The organism is Kribbella sp. NPDC049584 (assembly GCF_040675555.1).
Lineage (GTDB): Bacteria > Actinomycetota > Actinomycetes > Propionibacteriales > Kribbellaceae > Kribbella.
In genome coordinates this window covers 95,877-114,221 of sequence record NZ_JBFAPF010000009.1, presented here as the reverse complement: position 1 = coordinate 114,221, position 18,345 = coordinate 95,877, and the positions used below count along the sequence as shown (strand labels likewise).

General features: G+C 69.7%; 17 protein-coding genes. 10 read left to right on the top strand and 7 right to left on the bottom strand.

Translation table 11 applies throughout. The features are described 5' to 3' along the window. Nucleotides 1–21: 21 nt before the first annotated feature. Both AB0J62_RS27960 and AB0J62_RS27955 read right to left on the bottom strand, forming a co-directional pair. Nucleotides 22–2,133, bottom strand: coding sequence for a 3-hydroxyacyl-CoA dehydrogenase NAD-binding domain-containing protein (locus AB0J62_RS27960; RefSeq protein ID WP_363877266.1), 2,112 nt, complete (start codon nt 2,131–2,133; stop codon nt 22–24). Continuing rightward, nucleotides 2,130–3,332 (bottom strand): acetyl-CoA C-acyltransferase, encoded by a 1,203-nt coding sequence (locus AB0J62_RS27955; RefSeq protein ID WP_363877264.1) that lies wholly within the window; start codon nt 3,330–3,332, stop codon nt 2,130–2,132. The genes AB0J62_RS27960 and AB0J62_RS27955 overlap by 4 nt, the downstream gene beginning before the upstream one ends. A 160-nt stretch (nt 3,333–3,492) precedes the next feature. Between AB0J62_RS27955 and AB0J62_RS27950 the strand changes: the two genes are divergently transcribed. From AB0J62_RS27950 to AB0J62_RS27930, 5 genes are all read left to right on the top strand, one after another. After that, nucleotides 3,493–4,161, top strand: a complete 669-nt coding sequence (locus tag AB0J62_RS27950) for a hypothetical protein (protein WP_363877262.1) — start codon at nt 3,493–3,495, stop codon at nt 4,159–4,161. Then, the gene (locus AB0J62_RS27945; RefSeq protein WP_363877260.1) at nt 4,158–4,820 is read left to right on the top strand and encodes a dienelactone hydrolase family protein; all 663 of its coding nucleotides are present in this window, start codon (nt 4,158–4,160) and stop codon (nt 4,818–4,820) included. Before AB0J62_RS27950 ends, AB0J62_RS27945 begins: the two co-directional genes overlap by 4 nt. A gap of 2 nt (nt 4,821–4,822) precedes the next feature. Then, nucleotides 4,823–5,314, top strand: a complete 492-nt coding sequence (locus AB0J62_RS27940) for a glutathione peroxidase (protein WP_363877258.1) — start codon at nt 4,823–4,825, stop codon at nt 5,312–5,314. Between the two features lie 205 nt (nt 5,315–5,519). Further along, complete coding sequence (locus AB0J62_RS27935) at nt 5,520–6,110, top strand: helix-turn-helix domain-containing protein (RefSeq protein WP_363877256.1); 591 nt, start codon at nt 5,520–5,522, stop codon at nt 6,108–6,110. After that, nucleotides 6,107–7,318, top strand: coding sequence for an MFS transporter (locus AB0J62_RS27930; RefSeq protein ID WP_363877254.1), 1,212 nt, complete (start codon nt 6,107–6,109; stop codon nt 7,316–7,318). Before AB0J62_RS27935 ends, AB0J62_RS27930 begins: the two co-directional genes overlap by 4 nt. On the opposite strand, the gene AB0J62_RS27925 is transcribed toward AB0J62_RS27930, so the two are convergent. Beyond that, nucleotides 7,315–8,577, bottom strand: coding sequence for an HRDC domain-containing protein (locus tag AB0J62_RS27925; RefSeq protein ID WP_363877252.1), 1,263 nt, complete (start codon nt 8,575–8,577; stop codon nt 7,315–7,317). The two genes, AB0J62_RS27930 and AB0J62_RS27925, sit on opposite strands and share 4 nt — an antisense overlap. Continuing rightward, nucleotides 8,574–9,176, bottom strand: a complete 603-nt coding sequence (locus AB0J62_RS27920) for a DUF3000 domain-containing protein (RefSeq protein WP_363877250.1) — start codon at nt 9,174–9,176, stop codon at nt 8,574–8,576. Before AB0J62_RS27920 ends, AB0J62_RS27925 begins: the two co-directional genes overlap by 4 nt. Before the next feature lie 106 nt (nt 9,177–9,282). On the opposite strand from AB0J62_RS27920, the gene hemE reads away from it, so the two are divergent. The 5 genes from hemE to AB0J62_RS27895 are packed head-to-tail and all read left to right on the top strand — an operon-like array spanning nt 9,283 to nt 13,301. After that, complete coding sequence (hemE, locus tag AB0J62_RS27915) at nt 9,283–10,323, top strand: uroporphyrinogen decarboxylase (protein ID WP_363877248.1); 1,041 nt, start codon at nt 9,283–9,285, stop codon at nt 10,321–10,323. Beyond that, a complete protein-coding gene (locus AB0J62_RS27910; protein ID WP_363877246.1) occupies nt 10,320–10,829 on the top strand; it encodes a GNAT family N-acetyltransferase in 510 nt (169 codons plus the stop codon). Before hemE ends, AB0J62_RS27910 begins: the two co-directional genes overlap by 4 nt. Continuing rightward, the gene (hemG, locus tag AB0J62_RS27905; RefSeq protein WP_363877244.1) at nt 10,826–12,232 is read left to right on the top strand and encodes a protoporphyrinogen oxidase; all 1,407 of its coding nucleotides are present in this window, start codon (nt 10,826–10,828) and stop codon (nt 12,230–12,232) included. The genes AB0J62_RS27910 and hemG overlap by 4 nt, the downstream gene beginning before the upstream one ends. After that, entirely contained in the window at nt 12,232–12,927 is a 696-nt protein-coding gene (gene hemQ / locus AB0J62_RS27900) for a hydrogen peroxide-dependent heme synthase (RefSeq protein ID WP_238159604.1), read from the top strand. The genes hemG and hemQ overlap by 1 nt, the downstream gene beginning before the upstream one ends. After that, a complete protein-coding gene (locus tag AB0J62_RS27895) occupies nt 12,927–13,301 on the top strand; it encodes a VOC family protein (RefSeq protein ID WP_363877242.1) in 375 nt (124 codons plus the stop codon). The genes hemQ and AB0J62_RS27895 overlap by 1 nt, the downstream gene beginning before the upstream one ends. Here the strand turns inward: AB0J62_RS27895 and AB0J62_RS27890 are convergent. From AB0J62_RS27890 to AB0J62_RS27880, 3 genes are all read right to left on the bottom strand, one after another. Then, nucleotides 13,298–15,328, bottom strand: a complete 2,031-nt coding sequence (locus AB0J62_RS27890) for an AAA family ATPase (protein WP_363877240.1) — start codon at nt 15,326–15,328, stop codon at nt 13,298–13,300. The genes AB0J62_RS27895 and AB0J62_RS27890 overlap by 4 nt on opposite strands. Nucleotides 15,329–15,410: 82 nt before the next feature. Then, entirely contained in the window at nt 15,411–15,827 is a 417-nt protein-coding gene (gene msrB, locus AB0J62_RS27885; protein ID WP_134098972.1) for a peptide-methionine (R)-S-oxide reductase MsrB, read from the bottom strand. A gap of 86 nt (nt 15,828–15,913) precedes the next feature. Beyond that, a complete protein-coding gene (locus AB0J62_RS27880; RefSeq protein ID WP_363877237.1) occupies nt 15,914–18,301 on the bottom strand; it encodes a lamin tail domain-containing protein in 2,388 nt (795 codons plus the stop codon). Between the last annotated feature and the right edge of the window lie 44 nt (nt 18,302–18,345).

Below are 18,345 nucleotides of genomic sequence, written 5' to 3'. Positions count from 1 at the left end.
GCTGCGCCGACCCCCAGCGGGTCAGGCGAGGCCGGCTACTCCGCGGGGGAGGAAGCGGGTGCCGTTGACTTTCTCGGACAGGCCGGTGCGGTCGAGGTACGGGGTGATGCCGCCCAGGTGGAAGGGCCAGCCGGCGCCCAGGAGGAGGCAGAGGTCGATGTCCTGGGCCTCGGCGACCACGCCCTCGTCGAGCATGATCTTGATTTCCTCGGCCAGGGCGGTCAGGACCCGGTTGCGGAGTTCGTCGGGGGTGGAGGGCCGGTCGCCGACCGTTACCAGCGCTTCGACCTCCGGGTCGACGACCGGCTTGCCCTCCGGCCACAGGTAGAACGAACTCTTGCCTGCAGCAACAACCTTCGCCAGGTTCTCCGACACCGCGAACCGGTCCGGGTACGCGCGGTTCATCGTCTCCGCAACGTGCAGCGCGACCGGCAGCCCGACCAGCTGGAGCAGCACGAACGGCGGCATCGGCAGGCCCAGTGCGGAGAGAGCGCGATCAGCCTCAGGGATCGGCGTACCTTCGTCGACCGCGGCGCTGACCTCGCCGAGGAACCGCGTCAGCAGCCGGTTCACCACGAACGCCGGTGCATCCTTCACCAGCACGCACGACTTCTTCAGCGTCTTGCCGACAGCGAACGCAGTCGCCAGCGCAGCGTCGTCGGTCCGGTCTGCCCGGATGATCTCCAGCAGCGGCAGCACCGCGACCGGGTTGAAGAAGTGGAACCCGACGACCCGCTCCGGGTGCTCGAGGTCCGCGGCCATCTCGGTCACCGACAACGACGAGGTGTTCGTCGCGAGGATCGCGTCCGGCCGGATGATCTTCTCCAGGTCGGCGAAGATCGTCTTCTTCAGCTGCAGCTCCTCGAACACGGCCTCGATCACGAAGTCCGCGTCCGCGAACACGCCCTTGTCGACCGAACCGGTGACGAGCGCCTTCAGCTGGTTCGCCTTGTCGGAGCGCACCCGCCCCTTCGCGAGCAGCTTGTCGATCTCACCGTGCACATAGCCGACGCCGCGATCCACGCGCTCCTGGTCGAGATCCGTCAGTACGACGGGAACCTCGAGCCGCCGCGCGAACAGCAACGCCAGCTGACCGGCCATCAGACCCGCGCCGACGACGCCGACCTTCGACACCGGCCGCGCCAACGACTTGTCCGGCGCACCGGCCGGCCGCTTGGCCCGCTTGTTCACGAGATCGAACGCGTAGAGCCCGCTCCGCAGCTCCTCGCTCATGATCAGATCGGCAAGCGCCTCGTCCTCGGCCGCGAATCCACGATCCCGATCGTTGTCGCGAGCCGCCGCGATCAGCTCCAGCGCCCGGTACGGCGCGGGCGCCGCGCCGCTGACCTTCAGGTCGGCAAACGCCTTGCCCCGGGCAACGGCCGCGTCCCACGCCTCACCGCGGTCGACCGAAGGCCGCTCGACCACGACCGAGCCCGTGAGCACCTTCGATGCCCACAGCAACGACTGCTCGAGGAAGTCGGCCGACTCCAGCAGTACGTCGCCGATGCCGAACTTCACCGCCTCCGGACCGCTGAGCATCTTGTTCTGGTTGAGGGCGTTCTCGACGACGACCTTGACCGCGTTGTCCGCGCCGATCAGGTTCGGCAGCAGGAAGTTGCCGCCCCAGCCCGGGATCAGCCCGAGGAAGACCTCCGGCGTCGCGAGCATCCCGGCCGCCACCGACACAGTGCGGTAGGTAGCGTGCAGCGCAACCTCGAGCCCGCCGCCCAGCGCCACACCGTTCACGAACGCGAACGACGGCTTGCCGCCGTCGACGAGCTTCCGCAGTACGCCGTGCCCGATCTTGCCGAGCGCCAGCGCCTGCTCGCGATCGGTCAGCTTCGGTACGCCGGTCAGGTCCGCGCCGGCGGCGAGGATGAACGGCTTGCCGGTGACACCGATCGCGACGATCTCGTCGCGAGCCAGCGCGGCGTCCAGCGCGGCGTTCAGCGACCCCAGACCCTTCGGGCCGAAGGTGTTCGGCTTGGTGTGGTCATGCCCGTTGTCCAGCGTGATCAGCGCCATCGTGCCGGCCTTGCCGGGCAGTACGACGTCGCGCGAGTGCGCGAGCGTGACGACCTCGTCGGTCGACAAGGCAGACGCCGAGTCGATCAGTTCCTGCAGACTCATGCGGCCGCGTTCCCTTCCCAGTTGGGGTTCTCCCAGATGACCGTGCCGCCCATGCCGAGGCCGACGCACATGGTGGTGAGGCCGTAGCGGACCTCGGGGCGCTGCTCGAACTGCTTGGCCAGCTGGTTCATCAGCCGGACGCCGGACGACGCGAGCGGGTGGCCGTAGGCGATCGCACCGCCGTACGGGTTGACCCGCGGGTCGTCGTCGGCGATGCCGTAGTGCTCCAGGAACGCCAGCACCTGGACGGCGAACGCCTCGTTCACCTCGAAGGCCTGGATGTCGTCGATCGTCAGCCCGGCCAGCTTCAGCGCCTTCTCGGTCGCCGGGATCGGGCCGACGCCCATCACCTCGGGCTCGACGCCGGCGAAGGCGTACGAGACCAGCTTCATCTTCGGGGTCAGCCCGAGCTCCTCTGCGGCCTCCGCCGACGTCAGCACACACGCGGTCGCACCGTCGTTGATACCGGCCGAGTTACCCGCGGTGACCCGGCCGTGGGGACGGAAAGGCGTCTTCAAGCCAGCCAGGTCCTCGACCGTGGTGCCCGGCCGCATCGGCTCGTCGGTGCTCGCGAGGCCCCAGCCCTGCTCGGCCGACCGGGTCGCGATCGGCACCAGGTCCGGCTGGATCAGGTCGTTGGCGTAGGCCTTCGCGGCCTTCTCCTGGGACGCTGCGGCGTACGCGTCGGCGCGCTCCTTGGTGATCCCCGGGAACCGGTCGTGCAGGTTCTCCGCGGTCGACCCCATCACCAGCGCGGAGGTGTCGACGAGCTTCTCGGAGATGATCCGCGGGTTCGGGTCGACGCCCTCGCCCATCGGGTGCCGGCCCATGTGCTCGACCCCGCCCGCGATCACCACGTCGTACGCACCGAACGCGACGCCGGCCGCGGTGGTGGTGACGGCGGTCATCGCGCCGGCGCACATCCGGTCGATGGCGTAGCCGGGCGTGGTGTTCGGCAGGCCGGCCAGCAGGGCCGCGGTCCGGCCGATGGTCAGGCCCTGGTCGCCGATCTGGGTGGTGGCCGCGATCGCGACCTCGTCCACGCGTTCCGGGGGGAGACCCGGGTTCCGCCGCAGCAGCTCCCGGATGCACTTGATCACCAGGTCGTCGGCGCGGGTTTCGGCGTACTGGCCCTTGGCCTTGCCGAACGGGGTGCGAACGCCGTCGACGAACACGACATCGCGGATCTCACGGGGCACGAGGGCCCTCCTCTGGGGGGTCGGGAAAGCTACCCCGATGCTACCCATGAGTAACAGAAGTGCCAAACACCCTGTGCCTGTGGAGCAGCTCACAGCAACCCGTGGCGAACCGCATGGAATCGGCGCATGCTGGTGGCAGGTAGCTATGGGGAGCCGTTCAATGAACAACCTTGATCTCGCCGTACCGGTCCTGAGCCGCGGCAAGCACCGCAATCCACGCAAGGGCGCCTGTTTCATGGAGTTCGCCTCCTACTTGGCCGGCGAACCGTGGTCCGACCACCCCGCCTGCACGCATCCGCTGCTGGCCGGCGTGGCGCGGGACGTCAACGACTGCACGACGGACTCCGGGCGGTCCCGCCTGGCGCCGATGATCCCGTCGGTGATCGGGCTGACCCCGGAGGACCCGCACGTCGTACCGCGAGTGACGGCGCGCTGCATCCAGCACGCGCTGCCGGTCGTCTCGCAGGAGCGGCAGTACATCCTGGCCGTCGCGTTGCTGGTGGGGGAGAAGCAGCTGGCCGAGCTCGACGGCCGTCCGCTCGACGACATCGAGCCGGACTCGCTCGCTGTCCTGCAGGCGGTCCCGTCGGCGACCAAGTGGGCGCGGGCGTTCACCGCACGCTCCCGCCGCGGTGCGCCGGACTTCGCTCGCCGGACGGCGCCCCGCGCGGTGTCCTGCGCGGTCGAGGGCATCTCGCAGGCGTGCGTGCCGGACCCGGACGACCGGCTGTACCGGCTGCTCGTCGACGCGATCGCCGAGACGAAGGCGTGGATGCCCGCACCTGCGCCGAGGCCGGCACCCACCGAGGTCGTACGCTTCACAGTGTGACCTTGGAGCTCGACGACGGATTACCAGTCCACGAGTGGGGATCGGCCGACGCCGACGCGCCGGGAATCCTGCTCCTCCAGGAGATCTTCGGGGTCTCCGACTACATCAAGCAGCGTGCGGCGGATCTGCACGCCCTGGGGTACTACGTCATCGCGCCGGAGATCTACTGGCGCCTTGACGACACCGAGCTGGACGAGTCCTCGCCGGAGCTGCTGCAACGCGCGATGGGAATCGTCGGGCGCCTGGACTGGGATCTCGCGGTCAAGGACGCCCTGACGGCGCTGCGCTACCTGCAGGCGCGCGGCAAGGGCGCCGGCGTGGTCGGCTTCTGCTTCGGCGGCGGACTGGCCTTCAACATCGCCGCGCTGTCGCGCCCCGATGTGCTGGTGAGCTACTACGGCTCCGCGCTGAAGAACCTCCTGGAGCTGACCCCACAGGTGACTGCGCCGAGCTTGCACCACTTCGGCAACACCGACACGTTCCTGGACGTCGACGCGATCGTCGCCGCACTGGGCGATGCCGAGATCCACCGGTACGACGACGCCGGGCACGCGTTCGACAACCCGCTGCCGATGTTCCACAACGCCGACGCGTCCGCGCTCGCTTGGCGGCGTACCGAAGACTTTCTTGCCCGTCACCTCCCAACCTCCCAAGGATGAGCATGAGCCTGTACGACATTCCGCTGACCACCCTGTCCGGCGCACCGACGTCGCTCGGCGACTACAAGGGCAAGGCTGTCCTGGTCGTCAACGTGGCGTCGAAGTGCGGCCTGACGCCGCAGTACGAAGGCCTGGAGAACTTGCAGAAGAAGTACGAGTCCCGTGGGTTCACGGTGCTCGGCGCGCCCTGCAACCAGTTCGGCGGCCAGGAGCCGGGGTCGGCCGAGGAGATCGAGACGTTCTGCTCGACGACGTACGGCGTCACGTTCCCGATGCTCGACAAGCTCGAGGTCAACGGCGAGGGGCGGCACCCGCTGTACGCCGAGCTGACCCTGACCCCGGACGCCGACGGCGAGGCCGGCGACATCCAGTGGAACTTCGAGAAGTTCCTGATCAGCCCCGAGGGCACCGTCGCAGCCCGCTTCCGCCCCCGCACCGAGCCGGAGTCCGACGAGGTCATCACCGCAATCGAAACCCAACTCCCGAAGAACTGACGCCACCCGTCCCCTCCGCATAAGAACGCGGCGGGGACGCCACCACCCCAGCCCGAGCGAAGTGAGATTGGGCCAAGGTCACCACCCCCAGCCCGAGCGAGATGAGATCGGGGCTAGATAACCACCCCCAGCCCGAGCGAAGCGAGGGCTGGGGTTTTTCTTGCACCCCATTGCAACGACTCTTTCGAAAGAGTACTTTCGACGCATGCCCGACCCGCATCGTCGCCTGAGTGACCCCCGCGAGCTCAACGCGCTCGCCCATCCCGTGCGGATGGCGATCATCGAACTGCTGTCGGTCAGCGGCCCGCTGACCGCGACCGAGCTGGCCGACCGCCTCGACGAGACGCCGGCCAACTGCTCCTGGCATCTGCGCAAGCTGGCCCAGCACGGGTTCGTCGAGGAGGCCGAGGGCGGGAAGGGCCGGCAGCGGCCCTGGAAGGTGCCCGGGCTCGGGTTCCACTGGGACGACGAGCACGCGTCGGCGTCGGTCGAGGAGCGGCGGGCCGCGCAGGCTTTGTCCGAGGTGACGATGGGCCGGGCGATGGATCGGCTGCGGGAGTCCGAGCAGCGCATGCCGGACGAGCCCGAGGAGTGGCGTACGGCGCAGTCGGGCATCGAGATGGTCGCCTGGCTGACCGCGGACGAGCTCAAGGAGATGAACGACGCGATCAGCGCTGTGCTCGACCGTCATGTCGAGCGGCTCACTGATCCCGGCAAACGGCCGGCGGGCTCACGACTGTGCGAGTTCGTGGCGTGGGGCGTGCCGACGTACTTCCCGGGAGTTGAGCCGGCATGAGGAAGCTGTTCGCCCAGCCCGGGTTCCCGCGTCTGTTCGGCGGCCTCAGTACGTCGATGCTCGGCGACTCGGTGATGCTGCTAGTGCTGAGCATGTGGGTGAAGACGCTGACCGGCTCGAATGCGATGGCCGGCCTGACGTTCTTCTTCATGGTGCTGCCGGCGCTCGGCGCGCCGCTGCTCGGCGTGTGGGTGGATCGTCTGCCGCGCAAGGCGATCCTTGTCTGGGGCAACTTCGCCAGCGCGGCCGCCGTACTCCCGCTCGTCCTCGTGCGCAGCGCCGACGACGTCTGGCTGATCTGGGTGGTCGCCTTCCTGTACGGCGTCTCGTTCGTCGTACTGCCGGCCGCGCTCAACGGCCTGCTCAAGGAACTGCTCCCGGACGAGCTGCTCGTCGACGCCAACTCGAGCCTGGCCACGATCAAGGAAGGCTTCCGGCTCTTCGGCCCGCTGGTCGGTGCGGCGATGTTCGCGACGGTCGGCGGCTGGCTGGTCGCGGTGGTCGACGCGGCCAGTTTCGTCCTCGCCGGCCTGCTGATCGCGACGATCACGGTGACTGAGACACCGGCGCCGGCCAAGCACAGCTTCAAGGAGGACGTGCTCGGCGGTATCCACTTCCTGGTCGGCGACCGCGTCCTGCGGCACGTGCTGGCGGGGCTCGGGATCTCGATCCTCGTCATCGGCTTCTTCGAGTCGTCGATCTACGCGCTGCTGGACGCCTTCGGCAAGCCGGCGACGTACGCCGGTGTGTTCGTCACCTGCCAGGGCGTCGGCGCGATCATCGGCGGGCTGACCGCTGCGGCCGCCGTACGCAGGCTGGGAGAGGTCGCGGTCTGCGCGCTCGGCCTGGTCGGGCTCGCCGTGTCCACGATCGTCTGCATCGTCGCGCCGACGGTCGCCGTCGTCCTGGTCGGCGCCGCGATCTGCGGCCTCGGGCTGCCGTGGACGTTCGTCTCCTTCACGACACTGATGCAGCGGCGGTCGCCGGGTCATCTGATCGGCCGCGTGTCGACCGCCGTCGAGGTGCTGCTGTCGACTCCGCAGGCGATCTCGCTCGCGCTCGGGAGCCTGCTCGTCAGCCTCCTGAGCTATCGCCAGATCTTCGCGATCATCGCGACCGTGATCCTGCTCGGCGCGCTACAGATCGCCCTGACCTTGCGCGACCAACTCCGCCCGACGGTGATCACACCGGAGCCGGATCTGCTCTAGTCGAGCGGTTTGGCCGGGGCTTCCGAGTTCATGGCGTCGGTGAGCACCTCGGCGGTGAGGCCGATCTGCCAGGGCCGGGCGTGATGCTCGCGGAGGAACGTCGTGACGACGTCGAGATTCACGTCGTTCGGCGGGGACCAGGCCAGGCGGCGGATGGTGTCCGGGGCCAACAGGTTCTCCGTCGGCAGGCGGTGGGCCTCGGCGATCTCGGCGACGGCGGCGCGGGCGGCCGACAGGCGTGCGGCGGCGTCCGGGTCGCGGTCGGCCCAGGCCCGGGCCGGCGGGGGGCCGTCGTACCGCGGTCCTTGCTTGGGGAGCTCGGAGTCGGGGAGTCGACGGGCGTGGTCGACCGCTTCCCACCAGGTCCGCATGTGCCGGTGCGCGCCGCGGCCCTTGAAGGCCGTGAGCTTCTGGAGGGTCTCTCGGTCGGCCGGCATCGCCGAGGCGGCCTCGACGATCGCGGCATCGGGCAGGATCCGGCCGGGGGAGATGTCCGCGGACGCGGCGATCTGGTCCCGCGCCTCCCAGAGCGCGCGGACGACGGCCAGGCTGCGACGGTTGCGGACCCGATGCATGCCCGACGTACGACGCCACGGGTCCGGCTTCGGCTCACGCGGGGGAGCGTCGAGGATCGCGGCGAACTCCTGCTCCGCCCACTCCCACTTGCCCTCGCTGCGCAACTCCTGCTCGATCGCGTTCCGCAGTTCGATCAGCATCTCGACGTCCAGAGCGGCGTACACGAGCCAGGGGGCGGGGAGCGGCCGGGTGGACCAGTCGGCGGCCGAGTGCTCCTTGCGCATCCGATAGCCGAGTACTTCGCTCACCAGCGAGGCGAGCCCGACCTTGGGGTAGCCGAGCAGGCGGCCGGCCAGCTCGGTGTCGAACACCTGTCGCGGCACCATCCCGACCTCGGCCAGGCAGGCCAGGTCCTGGTTGGCGGCGTGGATGACCCACTCGGCGTCGACGATCGCGTCGCCGAGCGCGGACAGGTCGCCGAACGGGATCGGGTCGACGAGCGCGGAGCCGGAGCCTTCACGACGCAGCTGGACCAGGTACGCACGGTGCGAGTAGCGGTAGCCGGAGGCGCGCTCCGCGTCGACGGCCACCGGTCCGGTGCCGGCCCGGAACGCCTCGATCGTTTCGGTCAGCGCGGACTCGACGTCGATCACGTCGGACAGCCCGTCCCGCAGTTCCAGCAGGGGCAGGTTGGCGGTCGGGTCATCCGAGGTGGATGGCTGTGGAGGGTTGGCTGACGTCATCGGCCCCGCTGTCCGCGCCGGGTCGGCATCGCGACCACCCCAGGCGGAACCGGCGGCAGTCCGGCCGCCGTACACAGAACCTCGCCCCACGCCTCGGCGTGCGGGGTCACGTCCACGATTCCACCGGGTCCGGGCACGGGGCTCCAGGACGCACGGATCTCGATCTCCGCCGTCGCCTCGTCGTCGGCCATACCGCCGAAGCTCTCCGATACCACTCTGGTGACGGTACCGCTCGGGGCCAGGAAGTCCGCACCCCGGTCGGCCAGCGCCTCCATCAGCCAGGTCCAGCCCACGCCACCGAGCAGCGCGTCGGTCACCATCTCCGGTTCGACGGCGGCACGCACATACGCGACACAGCGGAAGGTCGACTGCCAGGCGTCGTTCCCGTCCGGGTCGTAGAGGATGACCAGGCGGCCGGTGGCGATGTCGTCGCCGTCGACCGTCACGTCCGCGCTGACCGCCGCCGCATGCGGTGCGATCCGCTGCGGTGCGGGCATCTCCTCGACGAAAACCTCGGGCCGGAACCGGGCACCTCGTAACTGCGAGACTGCCTCGGCGAACTCCGCGGGTGGCGCGTCGACCTGCTTGCGGGCACCCATGCTTCGCAGCCTACGACCGATTACTCACCGACGCTTGTCAAGACGCGCCGGTAACACCCCGCGACCGGGCGATCGGGCGCCTCGAACCGCGTGGGATCATCGCTGTGTGCCTTCGACGTCACTCGACCGTTCCCCGTACCTGCTGGCCGCCCGGGGGGAGCCGGTCCCGCATACGCCCGTGTGGTTCATGCGACAGGCGGGGCGGGCGCTGCCCGAGTACCGCAAGGTGCGTGAGGGAATCTCGATGCTGGAGTCCTGTATGCGTCCCGACCTCGTCGTCGAGATAACGCTGCAGCCCGTCCGCCGTTACGGCGTCGACGCGGCGATCTTCTTCTCCGACATCGTCTTCCCGCTCCAAGCGGTCGGCTTCGGCATCGAGATCAAGCCCGGCGTCGGCCCGGTGGTCGCCGAACCGGTCCGCGACGCCGCCGGCGTGGAGGCGGTCCGCCCGGTCACCCCGGCCGACGTGCCGTACACCACGGACGCGGTGCAGCAACTGGTCTCCGAGCTCGGCGGGATCCCGCTCATCGGCTTCGCGGGCGCGCCGTTCACGGTCGCGTCGTACCTGATCGAGGGTGGGCCGAGCAAGGACTTCGCCAAGACCAAGGCGATGATGCACGGCAACCCGGACCTCTGGCACGCGCTCGCGGACCGGCTCGCCGACGTGGCGATCGCGTACCTCGCGGTCCAGATCGAGGCGGGCGCGTCCGCGGTCCAGCTCTTCGACTCCTGGGCCGGCGGTCTGTCGCCGCGCGACTACGAGCGGTTCGTGTTGCCGCACTCGGCCAGGGTCTTCGAGGCCCTCAAGTCGTACGGCGTACCGCGGGTCCACTTCGGCGTGAACACCGGCGAGCTCCTCGGGCTGATGAGCGCGGCCGGCGCGGACGTGGTCGGAGTCGACTGGCGTGTCCCTCTCGACGAGGCCGTACGGCGGCTCGACACCCCGAAGCCGGTCCAGGGCAACCTCGACCCCGCGCTGCTGTTCGCGGGCTGGGAGGCGATCGAGCCCGAGATCGACCGCATTCTCGAGGAAGGCAAGAAGGCTCCGGGCCACATCTTCAACCTCGGCCACGGTGTCCCGCCGGACGCCGATCCCGACGTACTGCACCGGATCACGAAGTATGTGCAGACCCGGAGCGCTCAGTGATTCGTCTGCCGGACCACCCGGTGACTCTGGAGCCGCTGACCTCCGACCACGCCGACGCCGTCCTGGCCTTCGAGGTGGAGAACCGCGAGTACTTCGCACAGTGGATCTGGGACCGCGGGCACGAGTACTTCGCGAACTTCGCCGCCAAGCACGCGGCGCTGCTCGCCGAGCAGTCCGCCGGGATCTGCCGCTTCCACGTGCTGGTGGACGAGTCCGGTGCGGTCGCAGGGCGGGTGAACCTGGTCGACCTCGAGAACGGGTCGGCCGAGCTGGGCTACCGGATCGCCGAGAAGTGGGCCGGACAGGGCCTGGCTACGGCGGCCGTCCGGGCGATCATCGGTCTCGCGGCCACGGAGTACGCGCTGACGACGCTGCGTGCCGGGGCCTCGGACCGGAACCCGGCGTCGCAGACCGTGCTGACCCGGACCGGCTTCCGGCAGATCGGGACCTCGAGCACAGATCTCGGGCCCGGAAAGCGGTACGAACTGATCCTGGAGGGCGTGTGAGCCGGGTCGTTGTCGTCGGTGGCGGGATCAGCGGGCTGGCGGCGGCGCACGCGCTCGCGACCGGACCGAATCCGCCGCACATCACCGTGCTCGAAGGCTCGCCGCGGCTCGGCGGGAAGCTGGCCGGTGCGGAGGTCGAGGGCGTGCCCGTCGATCTGGGTGCCGAGTCGGTGCTGGCTCGCCGGCCGGAGGCAGTCGAGCTGATCCGGGCGGTCGGGCTCGGTGACGACATCGTCCACCCGGCGACGACCTCGGCCGGGTTGTGGGTCGGAGACCGGATCCGCGCGATCCCGCCGACCGTGATGGGCGTCCCGGTCGATCCGTCCGCGACGGCCGACGTACTCGGGCCGGAGGCCGCCGAGCAGGTCGCGCACGAGGCCGATCTGCCCGCGCCCGCGCTCACCGAGGACGTGGCGATCGGCCGGTTCGTTGCCGAGCGCATGGGGCCGGCGGTCACCGACAAGCTGATCGACCCGCTGCTCGGCGGGGTGTACGCCGGGAAGGCCGAGGAGATCTCGCTCGCGGCCGCCGTACCCGATCTGTACGCCAAGCTCCGGACCGCGCCGAGCCTGCTCGCCGCGACGGCCGAGCTGCGCGAGCTGGGCCAGAAGCGCGCCGGCCAGCCGGTGTTCGCGGGCGTCGTCGGCGGTATCAACCGCATCATCACCGCACTCGAGCAGGACCTGACGGCTCGTGGCGTGGAGATCCGCCGCAAACTGACCGTACGACGGATCTCGCGAACGGCGGACGGGTTCGCCCTCGAGGCCGGACCCGTGCCCGCGCCGACGTACCTGACCGCGGACGCGGTGGTGGTCGCCGTACCCGCAGCCCCGGCCGCGCGGATGCTGACCGAGCTGGTGCCGACGGCATCGACCGAGCTAGCGACGATCCAGTACGCGAGCATGGCGATCGTCACGCTCGCGGTCCGCAAGCGCGACTGGCCGTCCGAGGCCACCGGATCCGGGTTCCTCGTGCCGTCCGTCGAGCAGCGCACGATCAAAGCGTCGACGTACTCGCACGCCAAGTGGGCCTGGTCCGCGGAGGCCGGGGGAGAGCTGGCCGTACTGCGTGCCTCGGTCGGCCGGCTCGGTGAGGAGTACGTGCTGCAACGGTCCGACGAGGAACTCGTGGCGCTCGCGGTCGCCGATCTCCGCAAGGCGATCGGCCTGCAGGCGGAAGTCGTCGGGTCGCTGGTCACGCGCTGGGGCGGCGGCCTTCCGCAGTACGCCGTCGGGCACCTGGATCGGGTCGATCGGGTCGAGGCGGCGGTGGCGGACGTACCGGGGCTGGCTGTCTGCGGAGCGGCGTACCGGGGGGTCGGGATCGCGGCTTGTGTCGCGTCCGGTCGCAAGGCGGCCACCCGGGTGCAGGAGCATCTCGAGGCATTGGAGACAATGGCGTAGTGACAGGTAAGCCGAAAGCCCGTGAGCTCAACGACGTCATCCGCTACACCCTGTGGTCGGTCTTCAAGGTCGAGACGCCGCTCGGTGACGCGGACCGGGACGAGCTGACCGCCGAGCTCAACGACCTGGTCGGGAAGCTCGCCGCCGACGACGTGGTGATCCGCGGGATCTACGACGTCGAGGGGTTCCGGGCGGACGCCGACTTCATGATCTGGTGGCACGCGCCGACGTCGGACGCGCTGCAGCAGGCGTACCACGCGCTGCGCCGGTCGCGGCTCGGCCGGCACCTGGTCCCGGTCTGGTCGCAGTTCGCGCTGCACCGGCCGGCCGAGTTCAACAAGAGCCACATCCCCGCGTTCCTGGCCGACGAGGAGGCACGTCCGTACGTCTGCGTGTACCCGTTCGTCCGGTCCTACGAGTGGTACCTGCTGCCGGACGAGGAGCGCCGGTTCATGCTCGCCGAGCACGGCAAGATGGCGCGCACCTACCCCGACGTCCGGGCGAACACGGTGGCGTCGTTCGCGCTCGGCGACTACGAGTGGATCCTCGCCTTCGAGGCCGACGAGCTGCACCGGATGGTCGACCTGATGCGCGACCTGCGCGCGTCGACGGCCCGGCGGCACGTGCGCGAAGAGGTCCCGTTCTACACCGGCAAGCGCACCGAGCTCGGTGAGCTGATCGCTAACCTGGTGTGATGGGCAAGGCCTTCCCGGTGCTGTACGTCACCGACGTACGCCGGTCCGTCGAGTTCTACACGCTGCTCGGCTACGAGTCGACGTACCAGTTCCCGCTCGAAGGCGACCCGCACTACGTCGGCCTCGAGCGCGGCGACTCCTCCCTCGGCCTGTCCCACGCGAACTGGCCGGAGGCACAGCTCGGCATCACGGTCGGTACGGCGCCGCGCTTCGAGCTGTTCGTGTACGTCGACGACGTCGAGGCCGAGGTGGAACGCTTCCGGGCCGCGGGCCACCGCGTCCTGCAGGAGCCCGCGACCATGCCCTGGGGCGAACGGCAGGCCTACCTCGCCGACCCCGAGGGCAATCCGGTAGCGCTGGCGACCCCGGTCTAGGTGCCGGGCTTCTGCAGCAGGTAGTCCTCGGCGCGCATGGAGGTCGGCGGCTTCACGTCGACCGGGATGAGTTCGCGCAGGTCGCGCTCGGTCAGGCTGTCGGGGTCGCGGGTGGACAGCCGGGTCGCCTGGTTGGAGATGGCCTCCTCGAGCACGTTCCGGATGAACCGGCCGTTTCCGAAGTTGTGGCCGCGCGGCGCCGGCGGGATCACGCTGCGGACCTTGTCCAGCACGTCCTCGGCGTAGATCATGCCCTTCTGCCGCGCCTGCAGCTCGAAGATCGCGACCAGCTGGTCGGTGTCGTACTCGCTGAACGACAGCAGCTTCGGGAACCGGGACTGCAGACCCGTGTTCGACTCCATGAACCGCTGCATCTCGCGGTGGTACCCGGCGACGATCACGATGCAGTCGTTGCGGTGGTCCTCCATCAGCTTCAGGATCGTCGCGACTGCCTCCAGGCCGTAGTCGCCCGGGGTGTTCTCCGGCACCAGCGTGTACGCCTCGTCGACGAACAGCACGCCGCCGAGCGCCTCGCGGAACTTGGCCGCGGTCATCGGCGCGGTCTGACCGACGCTGGGGCCGACCAGGTCGGAGCGGTCCACCTCGACCACGTGGCCCTTCTCGAGCACGCCGAGCTGGTGGTAGATCCGGCTGAGCAGCCGGGCGATCGTGGTCTTCGCCGTACCGGGCTTTCCGACGAACACCATGTGCCGGGCCCGCTCGTGGCTGGGCAGGCCGAGCTCGGTCCGGCGCAGGTTGGTCTTCACCTCGGCGACCATCTTGCGGACCGCGTCCTTGACCGACTCCAGGCCGATCAGCGAGTCGAGCTCCGCCAGCGGGTCGTCGGTGAAGTCCAGCGGCTTCGGCAGAGGTTCGCCGAGGGTGCCGTCGTCGGCCGGCCGGTCGGTGTCCTCGCGCACGGTGTTCCAGACGGAGGAGAGCGAGTTCGACTCGTTCTTCGCCGCTGCGGTGGCCTCTTGGGCGCTCCAGCGCTCCCGATCGAGGATGCGGAACAGCGACGTGAGGTCCGGGATCTCTGGCTCCGGCCACGGCGCCTTGGACAGTACGCCGGACAGGTGAATCGCGGCTCGCGTGGCCGCCGCGGCCCAGGCCCGGGCGACGGGCGCCTGACCGCTGCGGATCGCGCGGGCCAGCCACTGGTTGACGTGCGCCAGCCAGACCTGCCGGTCGAACGTCTGGTGAATCGCGCTGAGCGCCTTCTCCAGGTCCTGGTTGGTGTTCCCGAGGCTCTTCGCGACTGCCTGCGGGATGCCGCGGAGGCCGGTGGCGAGGATCAGCTCGGCCATCAGTTGCGCGTAGTCACCGGCGTACTCGTCGGGGCTCGTCATCAGCAGCCGGGCGTGGGTGTCGCGGATCGAGTTGAGCGAATAGCGCAGGGCCGCGGTCGGACCGCCGAGCTCGGGCAGTACGGCGCGCTCGCTGTCCTTGAGCGCGTCGTTGCGCCAGTACTGCGCGATGTCGTCGTACTCGCCCGTGATGTGCAGGTGGGTTGCTTCGCGGTCGGCGAGCACGCGGTCGAACGCGGCCGTCAGCGCCTGGGCGCGGGCCGCCATCGGGGGAGCGTCGAGGAACAGGCTGACGACGTCGCGGGACAGTCGCAGCGCCTGCCGGCGGCCGTGCTCGCGGAAGCCGCGGGCACCGGCGATCGCCTGGAGGTGCCAGTCGGTCGGCGCGACGTACACGACATGTCCGGCGCCGCCGAGCCGGGAGGACGGGCGGTAGAAGTCGTGGGTGAGCTCGGTGCCGAGATCGGCGTACTCACCGTGCAGGACCGGGATCCACCCGGTCAGCAGGGGCGCGACCTGGTGAGTGAACCAGACCGACGCCGGGGTGCCCTTGATGAAGTCCGGGAACGCCTCCGCCCGCAATGGCCGCAGCGACTGCGGGTCGTCGGCCCAGGCCCGCAGCTGAGCGCGAACCCGAGCCGTCCATTCGGCCGGTACCTCCCACGGCTCCTCCGCCGCCAGCACATCCAGAACTCGCGGTCCGCGGACGTCGTCTGCCACCAAAATCCTTCCCCAGGAGCCACCAGCCGACCCAGTCTAGGGCTAGACCGGGCGACTGGATCGCAGGCTCAGGATCAAAGGATCAGGCAGGGGCGAGCGTGAGGCTGATGCTGTTGATGCAGTACCGCTGGTCGGTCGGGGTGCCGTAGCCCTCGCCCTCGAAGACGTGGCCCAGGTGCGAGCCGCAGTTGGCGCAGCGGACCTCGACGCGCTTCATGCCGAGGGTGCTGTCCTCGATGTACTCGACCCGGTCCTCGGCCAGCGGCGCGTAGAACGACGGCCAGCCGCAGTGCGAGTCGAACTTGGTCTCGCTGCGGAACAGTTCCGCGTCGCAGGCGCGGCACTTGTACACGCCCACGGTCTTGGTGTCGGTGTACTCACCGACGAACGGCCGCTCGGTGCCGGCCTTGCGCAGCACGTGGAACTCGGCGGGGGACAGCTGCGCCTTCCACTCCGCGTCGGACTTCTGTACGGCGTACTGCTTGGTTGAATCAGTCACGTCTTAATTATCGCGGGTCCGGGCAAGCGATTCACGGTTTCGGCCCGCCCGGACCGGCGACGTAAGACTCCCGCAATCCTGCTGGGTCACCGCACCCAGGAGGGCAACGGGATCAGCTTCACCACCTGCGGGTCGTGGTCGGAGATCTGGTCCGGGAACTCCGCGTTCATGTGCACCACGTCGTACGACGAGGCCGGGCGCAGGTTCTGCGAGATCAGGATCTGGTCCAGGATCTGGCTGTTGCCCTCGAACACGTAGCTGTACCGCTGGTTCAGCGGCAGCGTCCGCGGCAGGTCGATCAGCGCGGTCTTGCCCGACCCGACCAGGATGTCCGCGGTCTGAGACCAGTCGAAGTCGTTCAGGTCACCGAGCACGACCACGTTGCCGCCCTTGTCCTTGGCGAGGATCTGGTCCACGAACCCGCGCACCGCCTCGGCCTGCTGGTGACGCTTCGGCGCGCTGGACTGCACCGGCGGCTGGAACCGGCCCCAGAGCGGGTCGTCGCCGCCCTTGGAGCTGAAATGGTTGACGACCACGAACAGCGACTGCCCGTGCCAGGTGAACTCGCCGGCCAGCGGCACCCGGGTGTCGGCCCAGGCCGGGTTGGCCGGGTCGACGCGGCCCGGCGACGAGCTCAGGTGCGGCCGGCCGAACCGGTCGGTGGTGATCGTCGTCGCAACTGTCGAGCCGCCGCCCGCACGGTCGACGAACTTGACCGGCTTGTCGGTCCGGTACATGAACGCGGCCCGGATGTTGCCGCCCGGCTCGCCGCCTTCCTTGCCGTCGACCGGGTCGATCTCGCGCCAGGCGTACTTCGGTCCGCCCGCCTTCACGATCGCGGCGGCCAGCGTGTTCAGCGTGACGTCGGCAGCCACCGTCCCGGAGTTGACCGCGCCGTCGTTGTCCTGAACCTCCTCGAGGCCGAGGATGTCCGGCGAGGCGAGGTTGTGCACGACCGCCTGCGCCAGCCCGTCGAACTTGGCCGGGCCGTCGGCCGGGTCCAGGTTCTCCACGTTGAACGTCGCCACGGAGACCTGCAGCGGCGAGGACTTCGTGGTGACCTCACGCTTGACGCCACCGTCGACCACCGTCGGCGTGACGGTCGGCAGGAACTTGAAGTTGCCGAACGAATAGTCCAGAACACCCGTCACGACCCCGGCCAGCTTGTCACCGGCCTTCGCGTCCGGGATCGGCACCAGGACGTCGTCCAGCAGCACCCGCTCCGGATTGCTGTCGGTCGGCTGCAGCAGGATCCCGCCGCGGACCGTCCGCACTCCGGCGCCGGCCGGTACGACGGACAGGTCACGGAACGAGCTGGTCGGACCGGTGACCTGCGGCTGGTCGATGCCCAGCCACATGCCCTCCAGCGACTCCCAGAAGTCCAGTCCGTCGGTGGCCGGGTCGAACGCCGTGCTCGTGGTCTCGACGTCACCGGCCGAGTCGTCCTCGATCACGGTCGACGGCGGAACGCGTCCGCCCGGGCCGACGATCGTCGGAGCCGGTACGGCGGCTGTGCCGGTGACGGTGATCTTCGCGTTGGTCAGCTCGGTCGTGGTCAGGTTCGTCGTACCGCCGGAGCCGCCCGGGCGGAACTCGGCGACGGAGCCCTCGACGTTCAGGGCGTCACCGACGGAGACCGTCGGGGCGGAGCTGGTGAAGACGAATACGCCCTCGCTGGTGGCCGGGTTGTCGTCGGGCTGCGGGTCCTGGAACCAGAATCCGTTGCTGCTCACCGCGGTCACCACACCGGTGACGTTGGCGACCCGCTTGCCTTCGAGCGGCGAGCGGTGCGCGGCGCCCTGGATGTCGTGGATCTTGGCGTCCACGGGCGGCTCGGCCGGTCCGCCCGTCAGCGTGCCCGGCGACGGGTTGCCTGCGGAGAAGTCGGCGCTGTTGTTGTCGGTGTCCTGCTTCGGGTCGTTGCGTGCGGCCGAGGTGGTGTTCGACAGGCCCGGTGCGGGCGCGGTCTCGGAGTCGCCCGCGGTGCCGTAGCCGACGTAGTCCTTCACGCTCGGGTCCGCGTGGCAGGTCGCCCCGCAGGTGAGTGCCGTCTGCGTGGTGACCAGGGCGACCTTGCCGGCGGTCGCGGACATCGGGATGGTGCCGACGACGTTCGGGGTGGGCATCGGCTGCCCGTTCGCGCCGCCGCCCTCCTGGACCAGGTAGGTCGCTCCCGGGTCGATGCTGCCGGTCAGCTTGGTGACCTGCCACGTGCTGCCGGCGGCTGACGCGTACTGGACCGACCAGCCGCTCACATCGATCGCGGCCGAGCCGTTGTTGGTCAGCTCGACGAAGTCGTTCGTGTACGGCGCGCCGCTGTTGCCGCCACCGCCGTACGCCTCGGTGACGACCACATCGGTCGAAGCGGCCTGTGCGGGCGCGGCGATGATGGCCACCGCCAACCCGGAGGCGAGAAGACTGGTCGTGACCACGAGGGCGCCCAGGCGGCGCCGTGGTCGGTTCAGGGCAGACATGGCCCGGATTCTCACACCGACGCGTGAGCGCTCCAAGGTCCAAC